General features: G+C 70.2%; 23 protein-coding genes. 12 read left to right on the forward strand and 11 right to left on the reverse strand.

Annotated features, from left to right (window positions below):
• The first annotated feature begins 2 nt into the window (after positions 1–2).
• From QSK05_RS12440 to QSK05_RS12450, 3 genes are all read left to right on the forward strand, one after another.
• Positions 3–1,613: a beta-N-acetylhexosaminidase gene (locus QSK05_RS12440; RefSeq protein ID WP_285597295.1), complete on the forward strand. Its 1,611-nt coding sequence runs from the start codon at positions 3–5 to the stop codon at positions 1,611–1,613.
• 183 nt (positions 1,614–1,796) lie between these two features.
• Positions 1,797–2,522, forward strand: a complete 726-nt coding sequence (locus QSK05_RS12445; protein WP_352301053.1) for a GTP pyrophosphokinase — start codon at positions 1,797–1,799, stop codon at positions 2,520–2,522.
• Between the two features lie 570 nt (positions 2,523–3,092).
• Positions 3,093–3,437, forward strand: a complete 345-nt coding sequence (locus tag QSK05_RS12450; RefSeq protein WP_285597297.1) for a hypothetical protein — start codon at positions 3,093–3,095, stop codon at positions 3,435–3,437.
• On the opposite strand, the gene QSK05_RS12455 is transcribed toward QSK05_RS12450, so the two are convergent.
• Genes QSK05_RS12455 through QSK05_RS12465 form a run of 3 tightly spaced genes read right to left on the reverse strand, consistent with a single transcriptional unit; the run spans position 3,398 to position 6,339 of the window.
• Positions 3,398–4,381 carry a glycoside hydrolase family 26 protein gene (locus QSK05_RS12455; protein WP_285597298.1) on the reverse strand — a complete coding sequence of 328 codons (984 nt, stop codon included), beginning with the start codon at positions 4,379–4,381 and terminating at the stop codon, positions 3,398–3,400. The two genes, QSK05_RS12450 and QSK05_RS12455, sit on opposite strands and share 40 nt — an antisense overlap.
• A gap of 24 nt (positions 4,382–4,405) precedes the next feature.
• A complete protein-coding gene (locus QSK05_RS12460; RefSeq protein ID WP_285597299.1) occupies positions 4,406–5,677 on the reverse strand; it encodes a sensor histidine kinase in 1,272 nt (423 codons plus the stop codon).
• The gene (locus QSK05_RS12465; RefSeq protein ID WP_285597300.1) at positions 5,674–6,339 is read right to left on the reverse strand and encodes a winged helix-turn-helix domain-containing protein; all 666 of its coding nucleotides are present in this window, start codon (positions 6,337–6,339) and stop codon (positions 5,674–5,676) included. The genes QSK05_RS12460 and QSK05_RS12465 overlap by 4 nt, the downstream gene beginning before the upstream one ends.
• A 96-nt stretch (positions 6,340–6,435) precedes the next feature.
• On the opposite strand from QSK05_RS12465, the gene QSK05_RS12470 reads away from it, so the two are divergent.
• Positions 6,436–7,101, forward strand: a complete 666-nt coding sequence (locus tag QSK05_RS12470; RefSeq protein ID WP_285597301.1) for a TetR/AcrR family transcriptional regulator — start codon at positions 6,436–6,438, stop codon at positions 7,099–7,101.
• 3 nt (positions 7,102–7,104) lie between these two features.
• On the opposite strand, the gene QSK05_RS12475 is transcribed toward QSK05_RS12470, so the two are convergent.
• Entirely contained in the window at positions 7,105–8,250 is a 1,146-nt protein-coding gene (locus QSK05_RS12475) for an acyl-CoA dehydrogenase family protein (protein ID WP_285597302.1), read from the reverse strand.
• A 175-nt stretch (positions 8,251–8,425) separates the two neighbouring features.
• On the opposite strand from QSK05_RS12475, the gene QSK05_RS12480 reads away from it, so the two are divergent.
• Genes QSK05_RS12480 through QSK05_RS12495 form a run of 4 tightly spaced genes read left to right on the forward strand, consistent with a single transcriptional unit; the run spans position 8,426 to position 11,632 of the window.
• Positions 8,426–9,655, forward strand: a complete 1,230-nt coding sequence (locus QSK05_RS12480) for an acetyl-CoA C-acetyltransferase (RefSeq protein ID WP_285597303.1) — start codon at positions 8,426–8,428, stop codon at positions 9,653–9,655.
• Complete coding sequence (locus QSK05_RS12485; protein WP_285597304.1) at positions 9,655–10,425, forward strand: SDR family oxidoreductase; 771 nt, start codon at positions 9,655–9,657, stop codon at positions 10,423–10,425. Before QSK05_RS12480 ends, QSK05_RS12485 begins: the two co-directional genes overlap by 1 nt.
• A gap of 2 nt (positions 10,426–10,427) precedes the next feature.
• Positions 10,428–11,180, forward strand: coding sequence for a 3-oxoacyl-ACP reductase FabG (gene fabG / locus QSK05_RS12490; protein WP_285597305.1), 753 nt, complete (start codon positions 10,428–10,430; stop codon positions 11,178–11,180).
• Complete coding sequence (locus QSK05_RS12495; protein WP_285597306.1) at positions 11,180–11,632, forward strand: MaoC family dehydratase; 453 nt, start codon at positions 11,180–11,182, stop codon at positions 11,630–11,632. Before fabG ends, QSK05_RS12495 begins: the two co-directional genes overlap by 1 nt.
• On the opposite strand, the gene QSK05_RS12500 is transcribed toward QSK05_RS12495, so the two are convergent.
• From QSK05_RS12500 to QSK05_RS12515, 4 genes are all read right to left on the reverse strand, one after another.
• Positions 11,629–12,300 carry a TetR/AcrR family transcriptional regulator gene (locus QSK05_RS12500; RefSeq protein ID WP_285597307.1) on the reverse strand — a complete coding sequence of 224 codons (672 nt, stop codon included), beginning with the start codon at positions 12,298–12,300 and terminating at the stop codon, positions 11,629–11,631. The genes QSK05_RS12495 and QSK05_RS12500 overlap by 4 nt on opposite strands.
• Before the next feature lie 63 nt (positions 12,301–12,363).
• Positions 12,364–13,362: a class I SAM-dependent methyltransferase gene (locus tag QSK05_RS12505; RefSeq protein WP_285597308.1), complete on the reverse strand. Its 999-nt coding sequence runs from the start codon at positions 13,360–13,362 to the stop codon at positions 12,364–12,366.
• Positions 13,363–13,433: 71 nt separating this feature from the next.
• Positions 13,434–14,609, reverse strand: a complete 1,176-nt coding sequence (locus QSK05_RS12510) for an LLM class flavin-dependent oxidoreductase (RefSeq protein WP_285597309.1) — start codon at positions 14,607–14,609, stop codon at positions 13,434–13,436.
• Positions 14,610–14,624: 15 nt separating this feature from the next.
• Positions 14,625–15,866, reverse strand: a complete 1,242-nt coding sequence (locus tag QSK05_RS12515) for an SfnB family sulfur acquisition oxidoreductase (protein WP_285597310.1) — start codon at positions 15,864–15,866, stop codon at positions 14,625–14,627.
• Between the two features lie 179 nt (positions 15,867–16,045).
• On the opposite strand from QSK05_RS12515, the gene QSK05_RS12520 reads away from it, so the two are divergent.
• A complete protein-coding gene (locus tag QSK05_RS12520; RefSeq protein ID WP_285597311.1) occupies positions 16,046–16,945 on the forward strand; it encodes a LysR family transcriptional regulator in 900 nt (299 codons plus the stop codon).
• Between the two features lie 100 nt (positions 16,946–17,045).
• On the opposite strand, the gene QSK05_RS12525 is transcribed toward QSK05_RS12520, so the two are convergent.
• Positions 17,046–18,323 (reverse strand): glycosyltransferase, encoded by a 1,278-nt coding sequence (locus QSK05_RS12525; RefSeq protein WP_285597312.1) that lies wholly within the window; start codon positions 18,321–18,323, stop codon positions 17,046–17,048.
• Between the two features lie 120 nt (positions 18,324–18,443).
• On the opposite strand from QSK05_RS12525, the gene QSK05_RS12530 reads away from it, so the two are divergent.
• Both QSK05_RS12530 and QSK05_RS12535 read left to right on the forward strand, forming a co-directional pair.
• On the forward strand, positions 18,444–19,076 hold the full coding sequence (locus QSK05_RS12530) for a TetR/AcrR family transcriptional regulator (RefSeq protein WP_285597313.1): 633 nt from the start codon (positions 18,444–18,446) through the stop codon (positions 19,074–19,076).
• Between the two features lie 200 nt (positions 19,077–19,276).
• Positions 19,277–20,077, forward strand: a complete 801-nt coding sequence (locus QSK05_RS12535) for a PIG-L deacetylase family protein (RefSeq protein WP_285597314.1) — start codon at positions 19,277–19,279, stop codon at positions 20,075–20,077.
• On the opposite strand, the gene QSK05_RS12540 is transcribed toward QSK05_RS12535, so the two are convergent.
• The gene (locus tag QSK05_RS12540; protein ID WP_285597315.1) at positions 20,058–20,411 is read right to left on the reverse strand and encodes a P-loop nucleotide/nucleoside kinase family protein; all 354 of its coding nucleotides are present in this window, start codon (positions 20,409–20,411) and stop codon (positions 20,058–20,060) included. The two genes, QSK05_RS12535 and QSK05_RS12540, sit on opposite strands and share 20 nt — an antisense overlap.
• Before the next feature lie 221 nt (positions 20,412–20,632).
• Between QSK05_RS12540 and QSK05_RS12545 the strand changes: the two genes are divergently transcribed.
• Positions 20,633–23,293: a sensor domain-containing diguanylate cyclase gene (locus QSK05_RS12545; RefSeq protein WP_285597316.1), complete on the forward strand. Its 2,661-nt coding sequence runs from the start codon at positions 20,633–20,635 to the stop codon at positions 23,291–23,293.
• Here QSK05_RS12545 and QSK05_RS12550 read toward each other — a convergent pair.
• On the reverse strand, positions 23,262–23,522 hold the full coding sequence (locus QSK05_RS12550; protein WP_285597317.1) for a hypothetical protein: 261 nt from the start codon (positions 23,520–23,522) through the stop codon (positions 23,262–23,264). The genes QSK05_RS12545 and QSK05_RS12550 overlap by 32 nt on opposite strands.
• Between the last annotated feature and the right edge of the window lie 253 nt (positions 23,523–23,775).

The following is a 23,775-nucleotide window of genomic DNA, read 5'->3' on the forward strand; positions in this document are numbered from 1 at the left end:
TCGTGCTGATCCCGCGTCCCGTCGATTCCACGGTCGGTGAGGGAGTATTCGTCCTCGACCGGGGAACCACCCTCAGCGCCCCCGAAGGGCTCGAGGGCGTCCTCACCTGGCTGCAGGGCGCGCTGCGCCCCGCCACCGGATTGCCGTTGCGCGAGAGCGGGAACGGCAGTATCAAGCTGGACATGGAGGACGACCTGGGCGCCGAGGCCTTTCGGCTCACGGTCACGTCCGGTGGGGTGACGATCGCCGGTGGCGGTCCGGCGGGTGTGTTCTACGGCGCCCAGGCCCTGTTGCAGTTGCTGCCGCCCGCGGTGTTCCGGCGCGGTCGCGTCACCTCCACCCGGTGGGAGGTGCCGGCCGTCATCGTGACCGACGCGCCGCGGTTCGGGTGGCGTGGCGTGATGCTCGACGTGGCGCGGCATTTCATGCCCAAGCACGACGTGCTGCGGTTCATCGACCTGATGGCGATGCACCGGCTGAACACGCTGCACTTCCACCTGACCGAAGACCAGGGCTGGCGCATCGAGATCAAGCGCTACCCCCGGCTCACCGAGGTCGGGGGCTGGCGGCACGAGTCGCAGGTCGGTGCCGGCCCGGATGCCCCGAACGACGGACGCCCGCACGGCGGTTTCTACACCCAGGACGACATCCGCGAGATCGTCGCCTACGCCGCGGAGCGCTTCATCACCGTGGTGCCGGAGATCGAGACCCCCGGCCACGTGCAGGCGGCGCTGGCCGCCTATCCCGAACTGGGCGTGCACCAGGGCCAACTCGACGTGTGGCCGCGCTGGGGCATCAACAAGAACGTGCTGAACGTCGAGGAGTCGACGGTCGAGTTCTTCACGAACGTTCTCGACGAGGTGCTGGGGCTCTTCCCCTCCACGTTCATCGGGGTCGGCGGCGATGAGTGCCCGCGCGAGCAGTGGGAGGCCGACCCGCGCACCCAGGAGCGCATGGTCGAGCTGGACATCGTCGACGAGGCCGGCCTGCAGACCTGGTTCATGCGGCGGCTGGACGATCACCTGACCAAGGCCGGGCGCCGGCTGTTCGGCTGGGACGAGATCCTCGAGGGTGACATGGCGCCCGGGGCGACCGTGGCCTCCTGGCGGGGCATGGCCGGTGCGGTCACCGCCGCCCGGCGCGGGCACGACGTGGTCTCCTGCCCGGACGACCGGGTGTACCTCGACTACCGGCAGTCCGAGCTGCCCGGCGAGCCGATCCCGGTCTCCATCCCCCTGACCGTGCAAGACGTCTACGCGTTCGAGCCGGTGCCGCCGGAACTGACGCCCGACGAGGCGAAGCACGTGCTCGGCGGCCAGGCGAACATCTGGACCGAGCACATGGACAGCCCGCGCACCGTGGACTTCTTCGCCTACCCGCGCCTGTGCGCGGTGGCCGAGGCGCTGTGGAGCCCGGGCGAGCGCGACTTCGCCGACTTCGAGCAGCGTCTGGAGCACCACCTGCTGCGTCTGGACGCTGTGGGGGTGGAGTACCGCTCACCCGATGGCCCCCGACCCTGGCAGAGCCGGCCGGGCATCCCGGGCCGGCCCTCCACCCGCGAGGCCCGGGCCGCGCACATCGCCGAGCTGGTGGCGAACATCGCGCAGGCCTGAGCCGCCGCCTGAACCCGTTCCGGCCGTGATGTCGGCGGTGACCTTGCGCCCCGGCCGGGCGATGGTCGCGCTCGGTGACTACTCTGGAGTCACCGAGCGCGATCGACGGAGGTCAGGGCAGTGGAGGGCACACCGGAGGACAACCTGCCGGTTCTGCGGGGTCTGGCCCCGCCCGACCCGGACATGGTCGCCTTCGCCCGGGGGATTCAGCGCGATTTCACCCGCTTCATCATGGAGTACCGCTTCGCGGTGGACGAGGTGCTCACCAAGGTGACCATCCTGCGGGAGGAGTTTCTCTACCTGCAGAAATACAACCCGATCGAGCACGTGAGCTCCCGGGTGAAGTCGCCCGAGAGCATCCTGCGCAAGGTGGTGCGCAAGGGCGTCGAGCCCACCCTGCCGGCGATCCGCGAGAACATCACCGACATTGCGGGCGTCCGCATCACCTGTAGTTTCATCGCCGACACCTACCGGCTGCTGGAGGCCCTGACCTCGCAGACCGACGTACGGGTGGTCGAGGTCAAGGACTACATCGCGCATCCGAAGCCGAACGGCTACAAGAGCCTGCACGCGATCATCGAGATCCCGGTGTTCCTGTCGACCGGGCCGGTGCCGGTCATCGTCGAGGTGCAGATCCGCACCATCGCCATGGACTTCTGGGCCAGCCTGGAACACAAGATCTTCTACAAGTACGACGGCGAGGTGCCCGAGCACCTGGTGGAGGAACTCACCGAGGCCGCGGGCACGGCCGGCGAGATGGACCGCCGGATGGAGCAACTGCACACCCACGTGCGCGGCCCGGCCAAACCCACCGACCTGGTGGCGGGCACGGTGCCGGACATCGACGAGGACCTCCTACGGCAACTGTGGGCCCTGTTCCCGGGCGGCGGGCATTACCACCGCCCGTGATCTGATCGCTAGAGCCCTCTCCCTTCCCTCGTGATCACGAACACAGTGAGGGGGTAGTCTTTTCCGCATGTCGTCGATGGAGCCCTAGACAGCGGCCGGTGCCCTCGGGCACCCGTTGGCCCCTTTCCCTGTCTATCTAGGACTCCTTCATGCTCGGCACTTCTCGTGCCGGGGCCTACCGTGCGGTGCTACGGGATCGACGCCTGGTGCGCGTCTTCACCCTGGCCCTGATCGGGCGCTTCGGCTATGCCCTGTTCTCGCTCTGCCTGCTGTTCACGATCGCGCTGACCGCTGTGGCGGTACTCGGCGCCCGGGGCACGCAGACCGGCGGCGTCTGGATCATGGTCTGCCTGGTCGGCGGTCTTCTGTGTGCTCCCTCGCTGGGTCCGTCGATGCGGGCGCAGTGGCGGGAGGCGATCGGTGAGGAGCAGAGACCGGCCGCCTACTCCCTCGACGCGGTCGCGGAGGAGGTGGTCTTCTTCCTCGGGCCGGCCGCCGCCTCGGTGGTGCTCGCCGCAGGACCGGCCTGGCGCGGGGTGGCCGCGGTGGCCCTGGCGCCGGGAACTGGCGGTGCTCATGGCGGTGCGGCTGCCCCTCGTCATGGGATGTGTTCTGCTGCCACACCTCTGGTCGGTCGCCGGGTTCGTGGCACTCAGCGCCGTGGTGGTGTCACCCTTGTTCGTGGCAGCTTTCACGGCCAGCGACCGGATCACCGCACCGCACGAGCACACCGAGGCCAGCACCTGGGTCACCTCGGTGTCCAACATCGGCAGCTCCACCGGCACCGCCCTGGCCGGATGGGGATGCGCCGAGGTCTCGGTGTCCGGAACCTTCGTCCTGATCGCGGTGCTGCTGGTCGCCGGGACCGGGGTGGCTCAGGGGTTCAGGTACGGGTCCTTGGCCAGGTTCCGGTAGGCCGTGAGGGCGGACGCGGAGGAGTTGATCCGCCAGTCTCGTTCCTTCTTGATGTCGAACCAGACGACGGCCTTGATCAGGGGGTAGTCCTTCTTCAGGGTCGGGACGACCTGGTTGATCCAGGTGGCCTTGCTCTGGCCGGTCTCGTCGGAGGACATCTCGCCGATGATGATCGGCTTGCCCTTGGCGGCCAGCTGGGGGTATAGGCCGGCGAAGACAGACTTGAAGGTCTGCCATGCGAAGTCGGGGTCGGAGGTGCCCCAGTTGTAGCCGTCGATCCCGGTCCAGTCGACGTACCGGTCACCGGGGTAATACTTCATCGCGGCCGGGGTGCCCGGGCTGGTTTCGTTGTTCGGGCACCAGACCCAGACGACGTTCGTGGCGCCGCGAGCGGTGAAGATGTCGTGGATGTGGCGCCAGGCGGCGATGTAGGCGGCGGGACGGTGTTCGCCCCAGCCCTCGTCGCCGTTCATCTCCGCGGCGAAGTCGATGAAGAACTTCTGGCCGAGGGCCTTGGCATCGTCGGCGCGCTTCCTGAGCATCGTGTCGTACGTGCCGTTGACGATGTCGTCGAAGTCGACGTCGTTGGGTTCGACGTTGACCAGCGGGATGCGGCCGGCCGAGAAGTCGGCCTTGCTGACCGGCGACGTGATCCAGTCGTCGCTCGCGAAGTCGTAGTAGGTCAGGTGGACGCGTGGCGTGGTGCCGATGCGCTGGGTGGTCTGGGCGATGGTGCCGTTGCCGTAGTACTGGCCGAGCAGGGCGCCCTGTGCGGGCACGAGGGCGACGCTGGTCACCGCCTGGGCGGCGGGCTTTACGGAGGCGGCCGGTTCGGAGGCGAAGGCCCCGGTCCGAGTGACGGCGGCCGTGGCGACGAGCACCGTGGCGACGGCAACCACCCCGGTGATCCGGGTGGTCCGTCGTCTTCTGAGGTCAAGGCTCATACCGACAGCCTGGCGAACAGACCATTAGCGGACGATGAAGACCGGCAGCTCCAGCTCGACCAGGGCGCCGGGGCCGGTCACGGGGGAGACGTGGGCCCGTCCGCCGTGCAGTTCGGCGACCCAGCGGACGATGGCCAGGCCCACGCCGATGCCGCCGCGCTCGCCGATGCGGCTGCGCGGACTGATGCGGCCGTCACCGCCGCGCCCGCCGGTGACGCGGTCGCCGAAGATCTTCTCGCGTTCTGCGGCCGCGATGCCCGGGCCGTGGTCGCGGACGGAGACCCGGCCGTCCTCGACCGATACCTCCACCGGGGACGAGGCACCGTGGCGCAGGGCGTTCTCCACCAGATTGCGGACGGCCTGGGTCAGCAGGTCGGGGTCGCCGAGCACGACGCTGGGCTCGGTGCGGAGCGACACGGTTGCGCCCGGCTCCGGCATCTCGTCCACCACCTGCTCGACCAGGAGGTCCAGACGCAGCGGGGTGAGTTCCAGGGGCCGGGCGCCGCTGTCGATGCGGGCGCGGCTGAGCAGCCCGCCGACCAGCCGGTCGAGATGATCGACCAGGCGCAGCGCGTCCGGGGCGCCGGCCTGGCTCTCCACGCTCAGGCGCAGGGTGGCCAGCGGTGTGCGCAGCTCGTGTGCCGCCTCGGCGAGGAACTGCTCCTGCTGCTCCAGCGCGCGCATCGAGGGGCGCATGCTGCGGCCGGACAGGAGGTGGCCGGCTCCGGCCGAGGCCAGCACGAGCAGGATGCAGCCGGCGGACAGCCAGGCGACCAGCTCGGTGTGGCTGTGCTCTCCGGGGGTCAGGTCGACGGCGACCAGGACGACGGCGCCGATGTCGTCCTCGTTCCACACCGGTGCCGTACCCCACCGCAACCGGCGCCCGTCGGGTGCCGTGATCGTCCTCAAGACCGGCTCTTGCTCCCGGACGGTCGCCGCCCACAGGTCGGTCAGCTGGTCGGCCCCCGGCAGAACGTCGCTCTGCCGGGGGCGCACCCACCGGATGCCGGTGCCGGGCTTCTGCAGAACTGCTGTCACCTCCGACGCCGTCGCCAGCTCGTCCTCCGACAGTGGTTCCAGGTGCAGCACGCCCTCGTCCATCCAGACGGCCCGCGACAGCGCCTGCACCCGTCCGGTGATCTCCGCGTCGAGACTGCGCGAGGCCGAGCGGGCATCGCTGTACGCGGCGATGACCAGCAGCGTGACCAGCGAGAGCGCGCTGACGGCGGTGTAGAGGAGGGTCAGGCGCCAGCGCATTCGCCGCAGTTGCTGGGCAGCGGGACGGGCGGAGCTCACGCCGGACCGTTCAGGCGGTAACCGACGCCCCGTAACGACTCGATCAGGTCGGGCGGTCCGAGCTTGCGGCGCAGGTGCCGGATCACCACGTCGACCACGTTCGAGGCGGGCTCGCTCATCTCGTCCCAGCAACGTTCCAGCAGTTCGGTGCGGCTCATCGCCTCCCCGGCACGCAGCATCAGCGCCTCCAGCACGGCGAACTCCTTGGCCGTGAGGGTGAGCAGGACGCCGGAGCGCCGGACCCGGTGGGTGGGCACGTCGAGGGTCAGGTCGGCGACGGTGAGCTGGGGCAGTCGTGGGTGCTGCTCGCGCCGGCCCAGCGCACGCACCCGTGCGACCAGCTCGGCCAGGGCGAACGGCTTGCCCAGGTAGTCGTCGGCCCCGTGCGCGAACCCGGCGACCCGGTCCTCCACCGCGCCCCGTGCCGTCAGCACCAGAACCGGCACGGTGTAACCGTTCTCGCGCCAGGTCCGGAGCAGTTCGAGCACGTCGCCGTCGGGCAGGCCGCGGTCGGCGATCACACAGTCGTAGGTGTTGACCCAGACCTTGAGGTCGGCCTCGGCGCGGGACGTGGCGTGGTCGACCGCGAACCCGGCGGCCCGCAGGCCCGAGGTGAGGGCCGGGCCCAGCTCGTTGTCGTCCTCCACCACCAGAACCCGCACGAGCGGTGAGTATAGGTTCGGCGTCGTCTTGAGCAGCCGCTCAACTCATGTCAGGCTCGCTCCGTCCCCGTCCGAATCGCTGGTAGACAGGCGCCCGTGAACGACAGCGAAGCACCCTCCGGCCGGCGTCGGCGCAGCGGCCCGGAGACGGTCGACCGCCTGGTCGAGGCCGCGCTCACCACCCTGCGCACCCACGGCATCGCCGGCACCTCGGCCCGCACCGTCGCCGCGGCCGCCGAGGTCAACCAGGCGCTGATCTTCTACCACTTCGACGGGATGGAAGGCCTGCTGGCGCAGGCCTGCCGCCGCTCGACGGAACGCCGAGTGGCGCTCTACCGCGAGCGCTTCGCCACCGTCACCTCGCTGCGGGAGCTGCTGGCGGTCGGGCGTGACCTGCATGCCTCGGAGCAGGCCGAGGGAAACGTCGCGGTGCTGGCCCAGCTCCTGGCCGCCGGGCAGACCGACCCCGCGCTGGGCCGGGTCACCGCCGACGCCCTGAAGCTGTGGGTCGCCGAGATCGAGGCCGTTCTGACCCGGCTGCTGAACGACTCACCGCTGGGCGAACTCGTCGATGCGGCCGGGCTCAGCCGCGCGGTGTGCGCGGCCTTCGTCGGGCTGGAGCTGTACGAGGGTGTCGACCCCGACCAGGGCGCTCTGGCCCTGGACGCGCTGGACCAGCTGGGCGCCCTGGTGGAGGTCGTCGAAGGGCTGGGCCCGGTCAGCCGGCTGGCGCTGCGCTCACAGGTGCGCCGGCGGCGGTGAGGGTCACAATCCCAGGTCGCGGCCGATCAGCTCTTTCATGATCTCGTTGGAGCCGGCCCAGATCTTCGTCACCCGGGCGTCGCGCCAGGCCCGGGCCACGCGGTACTCGTTCATGAAGCCGTAGCCGCCGTGCAGCTGCACGCAGTGGTCGAGCACGTCGTTCTGGGTCTGGCTGGTCCACCACTTGGCCTTGGCCGCGTCCACGGCGGTGAGTTCCCCGGCGGTGTGCGCCAGTACGCACTTGTCCACGAACGCCTCGGCCACCTCGATCCGGGTGATCAGGTCGGCGAGCAGGAACTTGTTGTGCTGCAGCGACCCGATCGCCGACCCGAAGGCGCGCCGCTCCTTGGCGTACTCGATGGTCTCGAGAAGGATCTGCCGGGCGTGGGCCACGTTGGAGATGGCCGCGCCCAGGCGTTCCTGCGGCAGCTTCTGCATCATGTGGATGAAGCCGTTGTCGACCTCGCCGATCACGTATTCATCGCCCAGCCGCAGGTTCTCGAAGAACAGCTCGGCGGTGTCGGACTCTTCCTGGCCGACCTTGTCGAGCTTGCGGCCCCGGCTGAAACCCTCGGCGTCGGTGGGGATCGCGAACAGGGTGATACCGCGGGCCTTCTTCTCCGGCGAGGTGCGCACGGCGGTCAGCACCAGGTCGGCCGAGTAGCCGTTGGTGATGAAGGTCTTGGAGCCGTTGATGACCCAGGTGTCGCCGTCGCGCACGGCGGTGGTCTTGAGGGAGGCCAGGTCGGAGCCGCCGGAGGCCTCGGTCATGCCGATGGCCAGCCAGGTCTCGCCGGTGGCGATCGACGGTAGCCAGCGCTGCTTCTGCTCGTCCGTCCCGAGCTCGACGAGGTAGGGCGCCGTGACGTCGGAATGGATGCCCCAGCAGGAGACCAGTGCGGCGTTGACCTTGGACAGTTCTTCGGAGGCGACCGCGTTGAAGCGGTAGTCGCCGGCCTCGGACCCGCCGTAGGCCTCGGGGATCTCCAGGCCGAGCAGCCCTTGCTTGCCGGCCTCGAGCCAGACGTCCCGCGGGATCAGCCGGTCGTCGGCGTGCTGCCCGACGTGCGGGAGCACGGTGCGCTCGACAAATTCCCGCACCGTCGCCCGGAACGACTCATGGTCCTCGTCGTACAGATCGCGCTTCATCGCGGAACCTCCGGTGGGTAAGCAATCGCTTAGGTCTAGCACGGTCGTCGGCCGCAGCCAAGCACCTTGCGGTGAAGGGAATCCACCGACCGCCCGGCTCCGGGGTTCTTGACGGGCCGGAGGCTTTCCGGGCAGGGTGAATCAATAACTAAGCGATCGCTCAGGTTGGGATGTCATGCCCGAAGCAGTCATCGTCTCCACTGCCCGTTCACCCATCGGCCGGGCCGGCAAGGGCTCTCTCAAGAGCCTTCGGGCCGACGACCTCACGGTCCAGATGGTCCACGCCGCCCTGGCCCAGGTGCCCGAACTGAACCCCCGCGAGATCAGTGACCTCATCCTCGGCTGCGGCATGCCCGGCGGCGAGCAGGGTTTCAACCTCGGCCGGATCGTCTCGGTCCTGTCCGGGTACGACCACCTGCCGGGCACCACCGTCACCCGGTACTGCTCCTCCTCGCTGCAGTCGACCCGGATGGCGTTCCACGCCATCCGCGCCGGTGAGGGCGACGCCTTCATCTCGGCCGGCGTCGAGATGGTCAGCCGTTTCGACAAGGGCAGCAGCGACTACATCCCCGGTCGCGACGACCTGCAGAACCCCCTGTTCGAGGACGCGGTGGCCCGCACGGGCGAGCGTGCCCAGGAGGGCGCCGGGTCGTGGACGGATCCGCGCGAGGCCGGGGCGCTGCCGGACGTCTACGTGGCGATGGGCCAGACGGCCGAGAACGTGGCCCAGCTGACCGGCATCACCCGCTCCGAGCAGGACGCGTTCGCCGCCCGCAGCCAGAACCTGGCCGAGAAGGCCGTCGCCGACGGGTTCTGGGCCCAGGACATCACCCCGGTCGAGCTGCCCGACGGCACCGTGGTCGACCGTGACGACTGCCCCCGGCCCGGCACGACGACCGAGGTCCTGGCCGGCCTGAAACCGGTTTTCCGTCCCGACGGCACCGTCACCGCCGGCAACGCCTGCCCGCTCAACGACGGGGCCGCGGCGCTGGTCGTGATGAGTGACGTGCGGGCCCGCGAACTGGGCATCACCCCGCTGGCGCGGATCCTCTCCACCGCCGTCACCGGGCTCTCGCCCGAGATCATGGGACTGGGCCCGGTCGAGGCCATCCCGCTGGCGCTGAAGAACGCCGGGATCGCGCTCGCGGACGTCGACCGGTTCGAGATCAACGAGGCCTTCGCCGTCCAGTGCCTGGGCTCGGCGCAGAAACTCGGCATCGATGTCGACCGCCTCAACGTCAAGGGCGGGGCCATCGCCGTGGGCCACCCGTTCGGGATGACGGGCGCCCGCATCTCCAGCACGCTCATCAACGTGCTGCGCGCCGACGACCAGCAGATCGGCGTGGAGTCGATGTGCGTAGGCGGCGGCATGGGTATGGCGATGGTCATCGAGCGGCTGTCCTGATGGCGGAGACGGTCGAACAGAAGCGGTTCACCGGCCGCACCGCGATCGTCACCGGCGCCAGCCGTGGTATCGGGCTGGCCATCGCCGGGCAGCTCGTCGCCGACGGTGCCCGGGTCGTCATCACCGCCCGCCGGGGAGATGCCCTGAAGGACGCGGTCGAGCAGCTCGGGGGATCCGGGCACGCGATCGGTGTCGCCGGCCACGCCGCCGACACCGACCACCAGGCCGAGGTCGTCGAGCGGGCGATCGCCGAGTTCGGGGGAGCCCACCTGCTGGTGAACAACACCGGCATCAACCCCGTCCACGGCCCCCTGGTCGGGATCGACCTCGACGCGGCCCGCAAGATCGTCGAGGTGAACTGCATCGCGGCGCTCTCCTGGATCCAGCAGGTGCACGCGCGGTGGATGAAGGACAACGGCGGCTCGGTGGTGAACATCGTCTCGGTGGCGGGTGTCAAACCGGCGCCCGGCATCGGTTTCTACGGCGCCAGCAAGGCCATGCTCGTGCACCTGACGCAGGAGCTCGCGGTCGAACTGGGGCCCGGCATCCGGGTCAACGCCGTGGCTCCCGCCGTGGTCAAGACCCGTTTCGCCTCAGCTCTTTTCGAAGGGCGAGAGGACGAGGTGGCCGCCGCCTACCCGCTGAAGCGGCTGGGGGAGCCGGCCGACATCGGCAGTGTCGTGGCCTTTTTGCTGTCCGGCGAAGCCGCCTGGATCACCGGCCAGACCGTCGTCGTGGACGGCGGGCTCACTCTCACCGGAGGTATCTGATCGTGACCATTCGCACCGCTGTCGTCACCGGCGCCGCCCGCGGTATCGGCGCAGCCGTGGCCCGTCGGCTGTCCGCCGACGGTCTGGCCGTCGCCGTGCTCGACCTGTCGGCCGATGCCTGCAAGACCGTCGTGGACGAGATCGAGGCCGCGGGGGGAACGGCCCTTGCGGTCGGCGCCGACGTCTCCTCCGAGACCGACGTGGCCCGGGCGCTGGAAGAGGTCACCGGCACGCTCGGGGCCCCGGCCGTGCTGGTCAACAACGCCGGGATCCTGCGCGACAACCTGCTGTTCAAGATGAGCGTGGACGACTGGGATCAGGTGATGAACGTGCACCTGCGCGGTTCGTTCCTGATGACGCGGGCGGTCCAGCAGCACATGGTCGCCGCGGGCTGGGGCCGGATTGTCAGCCTGTCCAGCACGTCCGCGCTGGGTAACCGGGGGCAGGCCAACTACGCGGCGGCCAAGGCCGGGCTGCAGGGATTCACCAAGACCCTGGCCCTGGAACTGGGCAAGTTCGGGATCACCGCCAACGCCGTGGCGCCGGGCTTCATCGAGACCGAGATGACCGCGGCCACCGCGGCCCGTATCGGTGTGCCGTTCGAGGATTTCAAGGCCGCCACCGCGGAGCAGATCCCGGTGCGCCGCACGGGAAAACCCGAGGACATCGCGCACACCGTGTCGTTCCTGGCCAGCGAGGGCGCCGGTTTCGTCTCCGGTCAGGTCATCTACGTGGCCGGCGGGCCCACCGACTGATGCGCGTCTTCCAGGGCATCGACGAACTCACCGCCGCGGTCGGTGAGCACCTCGGCCACTCGCCGTGGCACACCGTCACCCAGCACCAGATCGACGGTTTCGCGGACGTCACCGGCGACAGTCAGTGGATTCACACCGACCCGCAGCGGGCTGCGCAGGGCCCCTTCAAGGGGCCGATCGCGCACGGCTACCTGACCCTGTCGCTGCTGCCGATGCTGAGCTGGGAGGTCTACCGCGTCGAGGCGGTGAGCATGGCGATCAACTACGGTTCCAACCGGGTTCGCTTCCCGTCGGTGGTGCCGGTCGGCTCGTCCGTGCGCGCCGGGATCGAGTTGCTCTCGGTCGAGCCGGGCGCCAACGGCGTGCAGGTGGTCACCCGGGTCACGATCGAGATCAAGGACGCGGTCAAGCCCGCCTGTATCGCGGAGATCGTGAGTCTGCTGGTGCCCTAGGAATTTTCCGGGGCTGAGTCAATCAGGCCGACCATGCTGAGGGCGATGTCGGCGTGGTGGCGTCCGATCGTGGCGGGCGTCCACTCGCCGTCGGAGCGGTACCAGCGGGCGATGTCGATGCTGAGTGACATCAGCGCCACGACCATCAGATTCAGGTCGCGGATCTGGAAGACCCCGGCCTGCACCCCCTCGGCGAGGATCGCCCGGACCGTGCCGGAGATCTGCCGCCGCACCCCGGCGATTACCTCGGCGTGCTCGGGCGTCAGTGAGCCCAGTTCGTACTGCACCAGGCGCGCGTTCACGTGGTTGGCCGCGTGCCACTCGCAGAACGCGTTCACGACCGACCACAACCGCTGCGCCGGTTCCCGGTGCGGCTCGTCCGCGCCGGTCACCAGGTCCAGGGCCTCCTGGTGGCCGGCCAGGGACAGGGCGAAGAGCAGCTCCTCCTTCGAGGAGTAGTGCACGTACACCGCGGCCGGACTCATCCCCGCCGCCTCGGCGATGTCCCGCGTGCCGGTGCCGTGGAACCCGTTGGCCACGAACGACTGCAGAGCCGCCGCCAGCAGCCGGGCCCGGGCCTGGTCGCCCCGGGGCCGGGTGCGCGGTGACGGCCCGGACGGGGGACTACGCCGACCGGAGTTCGTCCGGATACCGGTACCGTCGTCCATCGGGCTCCTCCCTGGGCGCCCGAGTCCGACCGCCGGAAACCACGATACCTACCGGCCGGACGACTACACCGCCTCGGTGCCGAGCGGACGGGCCCGCAGGAACGCGCTGGTCGACACCCGGCCGAGGAACTCGAACCGGGTGTCGCCGGCCAGATGACGCGTGGTGGCTTCTTCCACCCCCGGCCAGCCCTGGGTGCCGTAGTCGTCGAGCACCACGATGCCGCCCGGCGCCGCGATCTTCTCGGCGAACACCAGGTCGTTGGCCACACCCTCGGCCGAGTGGTCACCGTCGATCACGATGACCCCGTACTCCCGGTCACCGGCCTGGGCCTGGATCGCGGGGTCTTCGGAGAATCCCCGGATCAGCCGCAGCCGTTCCGGATCGACCCCGGCCAGCGCCAGGTTCTCGCGCACGACGGTCTCGGTGACGGGAGAACCCGAGGTGTCCGGCCGCAACTGCGTGACCTGCAACTGCACCGAAGCCAGCGGATCGATGATGGTCAGCTCGTACTTCAGCCCGATGCGGCTGATCTGCCGCACCATTCCCCCCGAGAACAGGCCGAACAGCGTCCCGATCTCCAGAATTTCGCCGTTCGGCGGGTTCAGCAGCGGGGTCGTGGCGAGCTTGCCGACAATGTTGCCCGGGCTGCCCGCCAGACGCCCCACACCCCGCAGCTCCAGCTCGAACAGGGTCCGGTAGGCCTGCACCACCCGGTTGTAGGCGTCCGGGGCCTGCGCGGTCCGGGTCACCTGGGCGGCCAGCTTCTGCAGATCGTCCTTGCTCATCAGGCGCGAACTGCGGCGGCCGTGCGACCCCAGGAGCAGGTCGATGGCGAAGCCCGACGAGGTCACCTCGCCGCGCATCCGCGCCAGCTCGGTCTGCACGGACACCAGCTCCGTGCGCAGCTTGTTCGCCTCACCCAACAGGTCGCGGACCGACCGGCTCTCGTCCACGACCTGACGCGCCCGCTTGCGCGCGAGACGCTCGATGCGCCGGTCGAGGACGGTGAGGGCGGGCTTCAGTGCGCGGGTTGCGGCCTGCTGGGCCCAGTTCTGCGACATGGGTCCATGCAACCATCGGAGGGGTAGCAATACTGGCAAACCGCCCTAATCGGACCAGAATCTTCGAGCGGTCACCGGTGGCCCGAGGGGGCCGGCAGGAACGGTGTGTGGCCGGTGCCCTGGGCGGCGGGGCCGGTGAACAGCCCACGCCCGCGCAGCTGCGGCAGCACACCCTCGCCGAACCAGTACAGCTCTTCCAGGTGTGGGTACCCGGACAGCACGAACTCGTCGATGCCGAGGGCGGCGTACTCGGCGATCCGGTCGGCCACCTCGGAATGGCTCCCGACCAGAGCGGTTCCGGCGCCACCGCGAACCAGGCCGACGCCGGCCCAGAGGTTCGGGTAGACCTCCAGGGTGCGCGGGTCGCGCCAGTCGCCGGAGGCCCGGACGGCCTCGTGCAGTTCGCGCATCCGGGCCTGACCGGTCGACTCGCTGCGGGCCAGGCCGGCCTGGGCGGCCGCGACGATGTCCTGCCCGAGGGCGTCGAGCAGGCCCTGGGCGCGGGCCCAGGCCTCGTCGGCAGTGTCGCGGGTGATCACGTGAAGCCTTATCCCGAACCGGATCTCACGACCTCGGGCAGCGGCCAGCCGACGGATCCAGGCGATCTTCTCGGCCACCTGCGCCGGCGGCTCGCCCCAGGTGAGGTAGACGTCGGCGTGCTCGGCGGCGACCGGCCCGGCGGCGGCGGACGATCCGCCGAAGTACAGCGGCGGGGTCACCGAGGGGACGGACGGGATGGTGGCCTGATCGATCTGGATGTGCCGGCCGTCGAGGCTGACGGTCTCACCTCGCCAGAGCCCGCGGATCACGGTGAGGAACTCGTCGGAGCGGGCGTAACGCTCTTCCTTGGAGAGAAAATCGCCGTAGGAGCGTTGCTCGTGGGCCTCGCCACCGGTGACCACGTTGAGCAGCAGCCGGCCCGGGGCATGGGCGTCGAACGTGGCGGACATCTGGGCGGCCAGGGTGGGGCTGATCAGGCCGGGCCGGAAGGCGATGAGGAACTTCAGCCGCTCGGACTCGCGCGTCAGCATCGCCGTGGTCAGCCAGGCGTCCTCGCACCAGGCCCCGGCCGGGGTCAGGGCGCCGGTGAAACCGAATTCCTCGGCGGCGCGGGCGATCGATCCCAGGTAACCGAGGCTCGCCCGGCGGTCACCCGAGGCGGTGCCGGCGGGCAGGCCGTGGCCGCCCCCGACGATGAACCGGGAATCGCCGTAGGTGGGCAGGAACCAGTGGAAGGTGAGAGACATCGAGGGAGGCCTTTCTCAGATCTGGCCGTGGCGGGGCGGGGCGACGTCGTCCAGGAGCCAGCGGCCGATGTGCTGGACTTTCCAGCGGACCGGGTCGTGCAGGGTGTGGGTGCGACCGTCACGCCAGAACCGCGACAGATTCAGCGAATTCATCACGGATCGGGTGCCGGCCAGGTCGAACAGCAGGGAGGACGCGTCGAGCGCCGCCCGTGCGGAGGCCACCTTCGCGACGGCGGTGGCGATGGAGGCCTCGGCGGTGTTCGTGGCGTCGGGCGCGGTCCGGGCGAGGTCGACGAGGGAGGCGGCGTGTTGCAGCAGGGCCTCGGCCCCGCGCACGGTGATCTCCGCCTCGCCCGCGGTCTGCACCAGGAGCGGGTCGTCGACCGCGCGGTCACCGCCGGCCTCGAACCACGGCCGGGCCCGGGTGACCTGCTCCTTGGCCGCGTTCAGCGCGGCCCGGGCGATCCCGGCGTCGATGGCGGCGTGCAGCACCTGGGCGAACGAGCCGTAGGTGGTGGGCCGGTCGAAGATCGGTGTGTAGGGAATGACGTCCGCGACGGGAACGAGAACGTTGTCCAACCGGACCGTCCCGCTACCCGTCGTCTTCTGGCCCAAAGCGTCCCAGTCGTCGTCAATCTGAACTCCGGGCGCATCCGCCGGAACGAAAGCGACCGCCTTGTCGGCACTCCCGTCCGGTCGCCGCTGCGGCAGCACCGCCCGCACCAGCAGCCGGTCGGCGAACAAGGAGCCCGTGGCGTAGAACTTCTCGCCGTTCAGCCGGTACCGGCCGTCGCCGTCGGGGGCCAGTGCGGTGACGTCGTCGGTGATGGTGCGCCCGCCGCGTTCGGTCTGGGCGTTGGCGTACCGCGCCCCGGCGAGCACCTCGCCGTAGAACCGCTGCTGCTGGTGCAGGGTGCCGCCCAGCCGCAGCGCTTCGAGGAACACGTAGTGGCTGTTCGGGATCTGCCCGAGGTTCGGGTCGGCCACCGAGAGCAGCCGGAAGACCTCGGTCAGCGTCACCACACGGACGTCCGGCCCGCCGAAGGCCGCGGGCACGGTGAGGGCGAACAGCCCGGCCTTGCTGATCTGCCGGATCTCCTCGTGCGGCAGAAGGCGCTCGGCGTCGCGCCGGGCGGCTCCGGCTGCGAGCTGCGGGAGCAGGCCGGTCACGGCGCTCACCGCCTCCTCGTCGTCGCGGATCGGCTGGTTCGGTTTCCCTACCGGTGACGACGGCGTCGCCGAGGCGTCCGGTGTCATCGCCCCTCCTCGCTCTCACCACCAAAAGCGGCCACTCGGTCGGACTGACCTGTGGCGTTCCGGCGTCATAATCTCAACTGGATGTGTAGAGAATGCGTCTACTATCCGTCTCTCCCGCGCGATTCGTCCAATAGGAGTTGGCGAGGGGGTGGAAGGGCAACCCGATCACTGGAGCCGGCATGCGGATCGAACAGCTGGAGTACCTGGCCACGGTGACCCGTCTGGGTTCCCTGCGGCGCGCGGCGGAGGAACTGCACGTCTCCCAGCCCGCGCTGTCGGAGACCATCCGCAATCTGGAGCGGGAACTGCGGGTCACGCTGCTGGACCGCCGACGCTCGGGGGCCGTGGTCAGTGACGACGGCCGCGAGCTGCTGCCCCACATCATGGGTGTGCTGGAGTCGGTCGACCGGCTCCGGCGGGCCGCCGACCAGCAGCACCGCACCCACCGGATGGTGCGGGTGGGCACGGTCAACGCCGCCACGGTGACCCTGCTGACACCGGCCGTCCGGGCCTTCCGGGCCGGGCACCCGGAGACCCAGGTCGAGGTGATCGCGGCCCAGCAGGACCAGATCGAACGTTCGCTGCGGGAGGGCGGTCTGGATCTCGGCCTGGTCAACGTGCTGGACGGTGACGACCCGCCGCACGACCTGGCGACGACGCGGCTGCTGCGCGGTCGGGTGGTGGCCTGCCTGCACCCCGACAGCCCGCTGGCGGCGCTGGGCGTGATCGGCCGGGATGACCTGCTGCGCGAGCCCTTGATCGTGATGCGGGCCGGCTACCTCATGCACCGCTTCGTCCAGCGTCTCTTCGACGGGGAGATCCCGGCGGTGTCCTATTCCACGGACGGCGCCGAGATGGGCAAGCTGATGGTGGCCGAGGGGCTCGGCGTCACGCTCCTGCCGGACTACAGCGTGATCGGCGACCCCCTGGAACGCCACGGCGCGATCACCCACCGGCCGTTGGCCGGAACCGGCTCGGACGTGACCCTCCTGCTGTACGCGCGCCGGGCGCCGAGCGCGCCGGGGGCGGTGCGTGATCTGCAGGCCGAGCTCTTGCGCCACGCCCTGACCGGCCCCTGAGCGACTACGGGGGGAACCCCAGTGCCTGACTCCCGTGACGGCCCTCCACCGATGCGCGGGACGACCCGGGCCGCGCATCGGTGATCCGGTAGGGGCCCGGTCAGGCCCTCTCGACCATGGCCACGATCAGCGCCAGGCTGTCGTAGCGGGAGTACGCCTCCCGCATGGCGTCCACCCGCTCCTGGTAGCCCGGATCGGCCAGAATGGCTCGCACGGCGTCCCGGATCTGCTCGGGCGCAGGCGTATCCGTGCCGAGATCCACCCCGGTACCGCTGTACGTTACCCGGGCCGCAGTGGCCGGTTTGTCCTCGGTGGTGCCGGCCACGACCACGGGGCACCCGGCCGCCAGGGAGACCTGGACCCCGCCGTAGCCACCGTTGGTGACCAGTACGTCGGCGTGGGGCAGCAGGCGGTCGAACGGCACGAAACTCTCGACCCGGGCGTTGGCCGGCGACTTCTCGGCGATCTCGTCCACCGCCCGTCCCCCCAGGGCCACCACGACCAGGACATCCTCGTCGGCCAGGGCCGTGAGCGTCGGCTCGACCAATGAGCTCAGGTCGTGGTTCGACAATGTTCCCTGGGTGACCGCCACCACCGGACGCGAACCCAGTTCGCTCCACCAGCTCGGGGGCGTCCAGGCGTCCACCGTGGTCATCGGGAGCGGGCCGACGTAGGTGATGTGCTCCGGAAGATCGCTGCGCGGGAACTCAAGTTCGGGCACCGTGGGCTGCGCGACGATGTCGGGCAGGGAGTAGGCCGTGGCGATGTAACCGGTCACCCGGCTCAGGTCGCCGCCCAGCCCGGCGATGAGGTCGCGCACGTGCGAGAAGCCGGGCTCCAGCATGGCATCGAAAGCGGCTGTCGCAGCTAGGTTCGCAGCTGCCTGGTCGCCACCGGGCTCCACCGGCACCGGTCCCAGCATCGAGGTGTCGACGCTGGCCACGTACAGCGGGGTCATGGCCAGGGAGATCCAGCGGCGCGGGCGCAGGCCGACGCCGAGTGCGGACGGCCAGGCGCCCAGGAACATGAGATCGGTGATCAGTGTCTGCTCAGGGTCCTGGGCCAGGAGCGCCTGGAGCTGGAGGTGCTGCTGCACCAGCGGGTCGCCGAACACCTGCCGGAGGTCCAGGTTCAGCTGCGGGGGACCGGGCGGTGTGGACGCGCGGTTCGGGAAGAACTCGTCGAACCGGCGGTCGTCGTAGTCGGCCTTCCCGGTCAGGGCGACCATCTGTGCGCCGGCCTCCTTGACGCTGCCGGTGTAGCGCTCGCCGCCGAGGAAGGTCACCTCGTGGCCGGCGGTCACCAGGGCCGCCGCGATCTGGAGCATCGGTGATGTGTGCCCGGCCAGCGGGGTGGCCGCGACGATGACTTTGCTCATGGGTCTGCTTCCTGCTGGTTCCATGGGCCCGGGGAAGGCCCTCCGGTCAAGAATTCACTGCAACACTGTTTCAGTCAATTTCTCAACTATTCTGGCTCTCCCGTCAGCCAGGAAGTGAGCATGTCCCGCACCTATCGTTCGGACCTGCGTGGGCAGCAGGCCGAAGACACCCGGCGCCGGATCTTGGAGGTCGCGGCCGGGAAATTCGCACAGGACGGGTACGCGGCCACTTCGGTGCGTCAGCTCGCCGTCGCCGCGGGGGTCTCGGTGAACACGCTCTATGCGATCGGTGGCAAGCCGGAGATCTTCCTGAAGGCGCTCGTGCAGGTGATCGACGACGAGGAGGGGGCCCGTCTGGTCGACCGGCCGGAGGTGGTCGATCTCTTCGCGGTTGCCGAGCCGGTGCTGAATCAGGTCCTCGTCGCCCAGGCCGCGTTGATCACGGCGGCGAACGACCGCTCGGCGAAGCTGTGGGCGGCGTTCGAGGAGGGTGCCAACACCGATGCCTATCTGGCGGTGGCGTACGGACAAGAGGCCGAGAAGATGCGTGCGGACTCCCGCCGCGGACTGGACCGGCTGGTGCGGGCGGGGATCTGCGCGGCCCCGGCCGATCCCGACCGCACGGCCGACCTGCTCTGGGCCGCAGGGCATCCGCGCAACTACGACGTCCTGGTGCGGCAGGCCGGATGGGCCCCGACCGACTTCCAGGAGTGGCTCGTCGGGCAGTGGATGGCGCTCCTGGCCGTAAAGTAGACTATTCTTGTAGAGATTAGGTCCGGTCCGACCGGGCCGATCATGAACACCCGGGCCACGGCCCAGACCTGCGAACGGGGGACCTTCATGCTGTACGTCGCCATGACCGTGGTGTCCTCCCGCTGTCCGGTGGGGTGTTGTCCGGGCTGATCTGCGCCCCGACAACCCTTCTCATCACCGGAGCGTCACCTGTGTCTGCTGTGCTCACACCCCCTGTCCAGCGCCGTCCGTATGTCGACCACTCGGTCGTCTTCGTGCACGCCCATCCCGACGACGAGGCCATCTTCACCGGTGCCGTCATGCACGCCCTGGCCCGTGGAGGTGCCCGCGTCACGCTGGTCGTGGCCACCGACGGCCTGGCCGGCCAGGACCTGGCCGGCCAGGGGCGGCACGTCGGGTCGGTGCGGGCCCGTGAACTCGAGCGGGCCGCGTCCGTGCTCGGGGTTCACGAACTGGTGACCCTGGGGTGGGGTGACTCCGGAATCGGCGATCCGTGCTCGGGGCACGCCCTGGCCCGCCAATCGGTGGACGCGGTCGCCGGGCAGATCGGGGAGATCGTCGAGCGGGTCGGTGCCGACGCGATCGTGGGCTATGACGAGGGTGGCATCTACCCGCATCCCGACCATGTCTTCGTGCACCGCACCGTTGCCGAAGTGGCGCGTCATCAGCCGGATCTCAGCTACTACGAGGCGACGGTCGACGCCGAGAGCCTGGCCCGGCAGGAGATCCGGCACCTGGTGCTCGGGGCCAACGACGCCGTCCGCCGGGCCGGCTTGCCGAGCGTGCCGGTGGGCCTGCCGGCCACCCGGATCGGTGCCTGCTATCGGGCCGGGGCTTTCGACTTCGCCGCGAAGGTGGCTGCGATGCAGGAACACTCCAGCCAGATCGACGCCGAGCACCTGCGCCAGGAAGACCTGCACTCGGCCTACGGCGTGGAGTGGTTCACCTGCACCGGGCCGGCCGGGGCGATCGACCGGCTGGTCAGTGCGGGCGGTCGGTGACCGGGCCGGTCTCCGCTTCCACGGCCTGGCGTAGCTCGGCGACGCAGGTGGCCACGTCGCGGGACGCGGTGTCGATCACGAGGTGCGCCCGGTCCCAGGGTTCGTAGTCGCGGCCGGTGATGGCGTCCCAGTCGGGCGGGACGAGGTCGGGGATGTCGACGTGGCGGTGTTCGGCGCGGTGCCGGTGCTGGGTGGCGTCGCTGCAGATGATCTCGGCCTCGAGGGCGGGTACCCGGGCCCGGCCGGCGATGTCGCGCCAGGCCTGCCGGGTGATGGCGAGGGGGTTGACCGACTCGGCGATCACGGTGAGCCCCTGGCGCAGGTCGGGGCGCACATCTCGATCCTCGGCTTCAACCACGCTTTTCCGACCCGGAGACCGAGGTGTTCCGGCAGCCGCTGCTGAGGCCCGGGAAACCGCCGCCCCGCCTGACCACCCGGCCACCCAGCGTGCTCGGCATTGACCCGGGCGGGTGGGTGACGCGTCCTGGCTCAGGCCCGCCCGTCCAGGCTCCGAGTCACTGAGAACCGGAGGACGGCTGGGGCAGCGGAGGACGTGTGGCGGATCAGGTCGGGGAGGTCCGGGGCCCGCCCCTTCCCTCCCGGCGGACGAGCCAGGTCGTGGCCGTGCTGGTCGCGGCCGGGCTCGCGGTGCTGCTGCGCCTGGCCGGCGTGGAGTTCTTAATGCACTCCTCCGAGGAGGGGCCGGTCTGGTGGCCTCTGGCGGGGGTGGGCGCCGTCGCCCTGCTGCTGAGCCGTCGCTGGCTGTGGGGACCGATCGTCGCGGGCCTCGCGATCGGGCTGACCGTGGCCGCGGCCATGACCGGGTTCTCGCTGAACGCGGTGGCCGGCGCGGTGGGCGGCGTGTGCGAGACCGGCCTGACCGCGGCGTTCATCGGCCGCTTCCTGCCCGAACGGCGCACGGCCGGCCACCGCGGTCAGATGATGCTCGTCGTGCTCTGCGCCCTGGCCGGGACCACGGTGGCGTCGGTGGCGTTCGCGGCCGTCATCGGTGTCGGTGGGGGCGAGGTGGACCGGCTCTGGTGGCAGTTCGCCCGCAGCCATCTGCTCGGGCTGTGCGTCACGGCCAGCGCCCTGCTCGCCCAGCAGGTCCGTCATCCGGCGCAGATCCTGGCCGGACTGCGCGACCACCGGACGAACCTGGAATGGGCACTGCAACTGCTGGTGCTCGGCGCGGTCTGCGGAGCGGTGTTCCTGACCCACCAGCGGGTGATCAGCTCGTCCATCATCGCTCTGCCCCTGATCTGGTCGTGCCTGCGCCTGGGGCCGTTGCGGACCGCGGTCGGGCAGGCCCTCGCCGCCGTGATCATGACGGTCGGCACCCTGCACGGCTTCGGGCGGGTGGCCGCCCTGGACCGTTCGGGGGAGATCGTGATCGCGTTACAGGACTCCATCCTGAACCTGACGCTCATCACCCTGGTGGTGGCCGTGGTGGCGCAGGCGCGCGACCGGGCCTTCGCCGTCATCCACGACCGCACGCGCGATCTCAACAGCGCCGAGCGGATGGCCCGGCTGGGCTCGACCCGCTGGGAGCCGGGCGCGCGCGAGGTGGTCTGGAGCGACGGCCTGTTCGCCCTGCTCGGGACCTCACCGGCCGACACCACGCCGGGCCTGCCGGCGATGCTCGCCGCTGTTCACCCGCAAGACCGCGGCCGGCTGCAGCAGGAGATGGTGACGATCAGCCAGGACGGCCGGCGGCGCACCACCGAGTACCGGATCGTCCGCCCGGACGGCGAAGTCCGCGACGTGCTCTCCTACGCCGCCGCCGAGCGAGGGGCGAACGGCCGGATCCGGCAGGTGTTCGCCACGCTTCAGGACATCACCGAGGCCAAGGCGGCCGCGGCCGAGGTGGCTCGCGCCCACGACGAGCTGGCGGCCGTGCTGGACGCGGTGACCGGGGTCGCCATCATCGGCGCGGATCCGGCCACGAACGTCATCCAGTTCTTCAACCGGGGTGCGGAGAACCTGTTCGGGTACACCGCGCAGGAGGTCGTGGGGCGCTTTCGCGTTCACGACCTGCACGACCCGGACGAGCTGGCCGACCTGACGGCGGACGGGACCTCGCTGGGGCAGGAGGTCGACAAGAGTGTCGCCTCCCGCGGACTGCACGGGCGGCAGTGGACCTTCATCCGTCAGGACGGCACCCGCTTCCCGGGTCAGCTCACCGTCAGTGCCCAGGAGGCTCCCGACGGAGCCCAGCAGGCCCGGATCGGGGTGGTGACCGACCTGTCGAGGGTGCTGCAGGTGCAGGAGGAACTGAGCGAGAGCCAGGACCGCTTCCGGCTCGCCTTCGACGGTGCGCCGGTGGGCATGGCGATGGTCGCCCTGGACAGCGACGACCCGGGGGCGATCTTCCACGTCAACTCGGCCTTCTGCGAACTCACCGGGCGCACCGAGGACGAGCTGCTGGCCCTGCGGATCGATGCCCTCCTGATGGACGACGGGGAGGCCGAGGACTCCCGCCGCAACGTCGCCGAACTCCTGCACGGCGTGATCGAGACGATCACCACCGAACGTCGCATCGTGCGCCCCGACGGCCAGGAACAGTGGGGCCGGGTGTCCACGTCGGCGGTGCGCCCGCCCGGCGACGGCCGGGGCCCGTACCTGATCTGCCTGGTCGAGGACATCACCGCCCGTAAGGAACTCACCGAGAGGCTGCACCACGACGCCACCCACGACCCGCTCACCGGGCTGCCGAACCGGCTGCACCTGCATCGCCAGCTGGAACAGACCCTGGCCGACCGGCGCAAGAGCGCGGTCGCCGTGCTCTACCTGGACCTGGACGGGTTCAAGGCCGTCAACGACACCCAGGGCCACGGTGCCGGCGACGACCTGCTGATCCAGGTCGCCGACCGGATAGCGGCGTCGGTGCGCAGTACGGACGTGGTGGCCCGGCTGGGTGGCGACGAGTTCGCGGTGCTGTGTCCCGGCCTGGGTGACGAGGAGATCGCCCTGCAGATCGGTCACGCGATCCTGGCCGAGCTGACGCGCGAGTTCGATCTGGGCTCGTGCACGGTCCGCGTCGGGGCGAGCATCGGCGTCGCGATGGAGGGTGACGGCGACACCGGCCCGGCCCTGCTGCACGCGGCGGACGTGGCGATGTACACGGCCAAACGTGAGGGCAAGGGACGGGTGCGGCGGTACATGCCCGGCGTCGGCGCCGGACCTAGCTCCGCCGGACCACCCGGAACACCGTGACCGCGGCCGGGGAAGCGGTGCGGTCGTCGGTGGTGATGCCCCGGCCGTCGAACGTCTTGGTCCAGGTCCCGCCGTCCGGAAGGGTGACGTCCTGGGCACCCGTGGTGGGGTTGACCACGACGACCGTGTCGTAGTCGGTGGGAGCATCCGCCCGGGAGCTGATCCTCGAGGTGACCACCTGGCCGGCGACCGTGACCTGCTGCTGCTGGCTGATGGCGTCCCAACTCATCAGGCGTAGGGACGGGGTGGTCCGGCGCAGGTGGAACAGGGCCCGGTAGTAGGCGTTGACGTTCTGGTTCGTGATCTTGTCGCCCCAGTGGACGGCGGTCGTAGCGTTCGTCGAAAAGGCGGAAGTCCTCGACCGGTTCGCCGGTGGGCAGGCTCAGCCCGGTGATGTCGGCCTCGTCGGCCGTGGGATGGAACGAGAGGGTGGGTAGCCAGAGCGCACTGATCACGATCAGTGCGCGCATACCGGCATGCTG

The organism is Kineosporia sp. NBRC 101731, assembly GCF_030269305.1.
Classification (GTDB): Bacteria; Actinomycetota; Actinomycetes; order Actinomycetales; family Kineosporiaceae; genus Kineosporia.

Bases quoted from the DNA above. Each gene is read 5' to 3' on its own strand.
- QSK05_RS12445 (WP_352301053.1), top strand. From the start codon at position 1,797: ATGGTCGCCTTCGCCCGGGGGATTCAGCGCGATTTCACCCGCTTCATC.
- QSK05_RS12455 (WP_285597298.1), bottom strand. From the start codon at position 4,381: ATGAGCCTTGACCTCAGAAGACGACGGACCACCCGGATCACCGGGGTG.
- QSK05_RS12475 (WP_285597302.1), bottom strand. From the start codon at position 8,250: ATGAAGCGCGATCTGTACGACGAGGACCATGAGTCGTTCCGGGCGACG.
- QSK05_RS12480 (WP_285597303.1), top strand. From the start codon at position 8,426: ATGCCCGAAGCAGTCATCGTCTCCACTGCCCGTTCACCCATCGGCCGG.
- QSK05_RS12485 (WP_285597304.1), top strand. From the start codon at position 9,655: ATGGCGGAGACGGTCGAACAGAAGCGGTTCACCGGCCGCACCGCGATC.
- QSK05_RS12495 (WP_285597306.1), top strand. From the start codon at position 11,180: ATGCGCGTCTTCCAGGGCATCGACGAACTCACCGCCGCGGTCGGTGAG.
- QSK05_RS12500 (WP_285597307.1), bottom strand. From the start codon at position 12,300: ATGGACGACGGTACCGGTATCCGGACGAACTCCGGTCGGCGTAGTCCC.
- QSK05_RS12505 (WP_285597308.1), bottom strand. From the start codon at position 13,362: ATGTCGCAGAACTGGGCCCAGCAGGCCGCAACCCGCGCACTGAAGCCC.
- QSK05_RS12510 (WP_285597309.1), bottom strand. From the start codon at position 14,609: ATGTCTCTCACCTTCCACTGGTTCCTGCCCACCTACGGCGATTCCCGG.
- QSK05_RS12515 (WP_285597310.1), bottom strand. From the start codon at position 15,866: ATGACACCGGACGCCTCGGCGACGCCGTCGTCACCGGTAGGGAAACCG.
- QSK05_RS12520 (WP_285597311.1), top strand. From the start codon at position 16,046: ATGCGGATCGAACAGCTGGAGTACCTGGCCACGGTGACCCGTCTGGGT.
- QSK05_RS12525 (WP_285597312.1), bottom strand. From the start codon at position 18,323: ATGAGCAAAGTCATCGTCGCGGCCACCCCGCTGGCCGGGCACACATCA.
- QSK05_RS12530 (WP_285597313.1), top strand. From the start codon at position 18,444: ATGTCCCGCACCTATCGTTCGGACCTGCGTGGGCAGCAGGCCGAAGAC.
- QSK05_RS12550 (WP_285597317.1), bottom strand. From the start codon at position 23,522: ATGAGTTGGGACGCCATCAGCCAGCAGCAGCAGGTCACGGTCGCCGGC.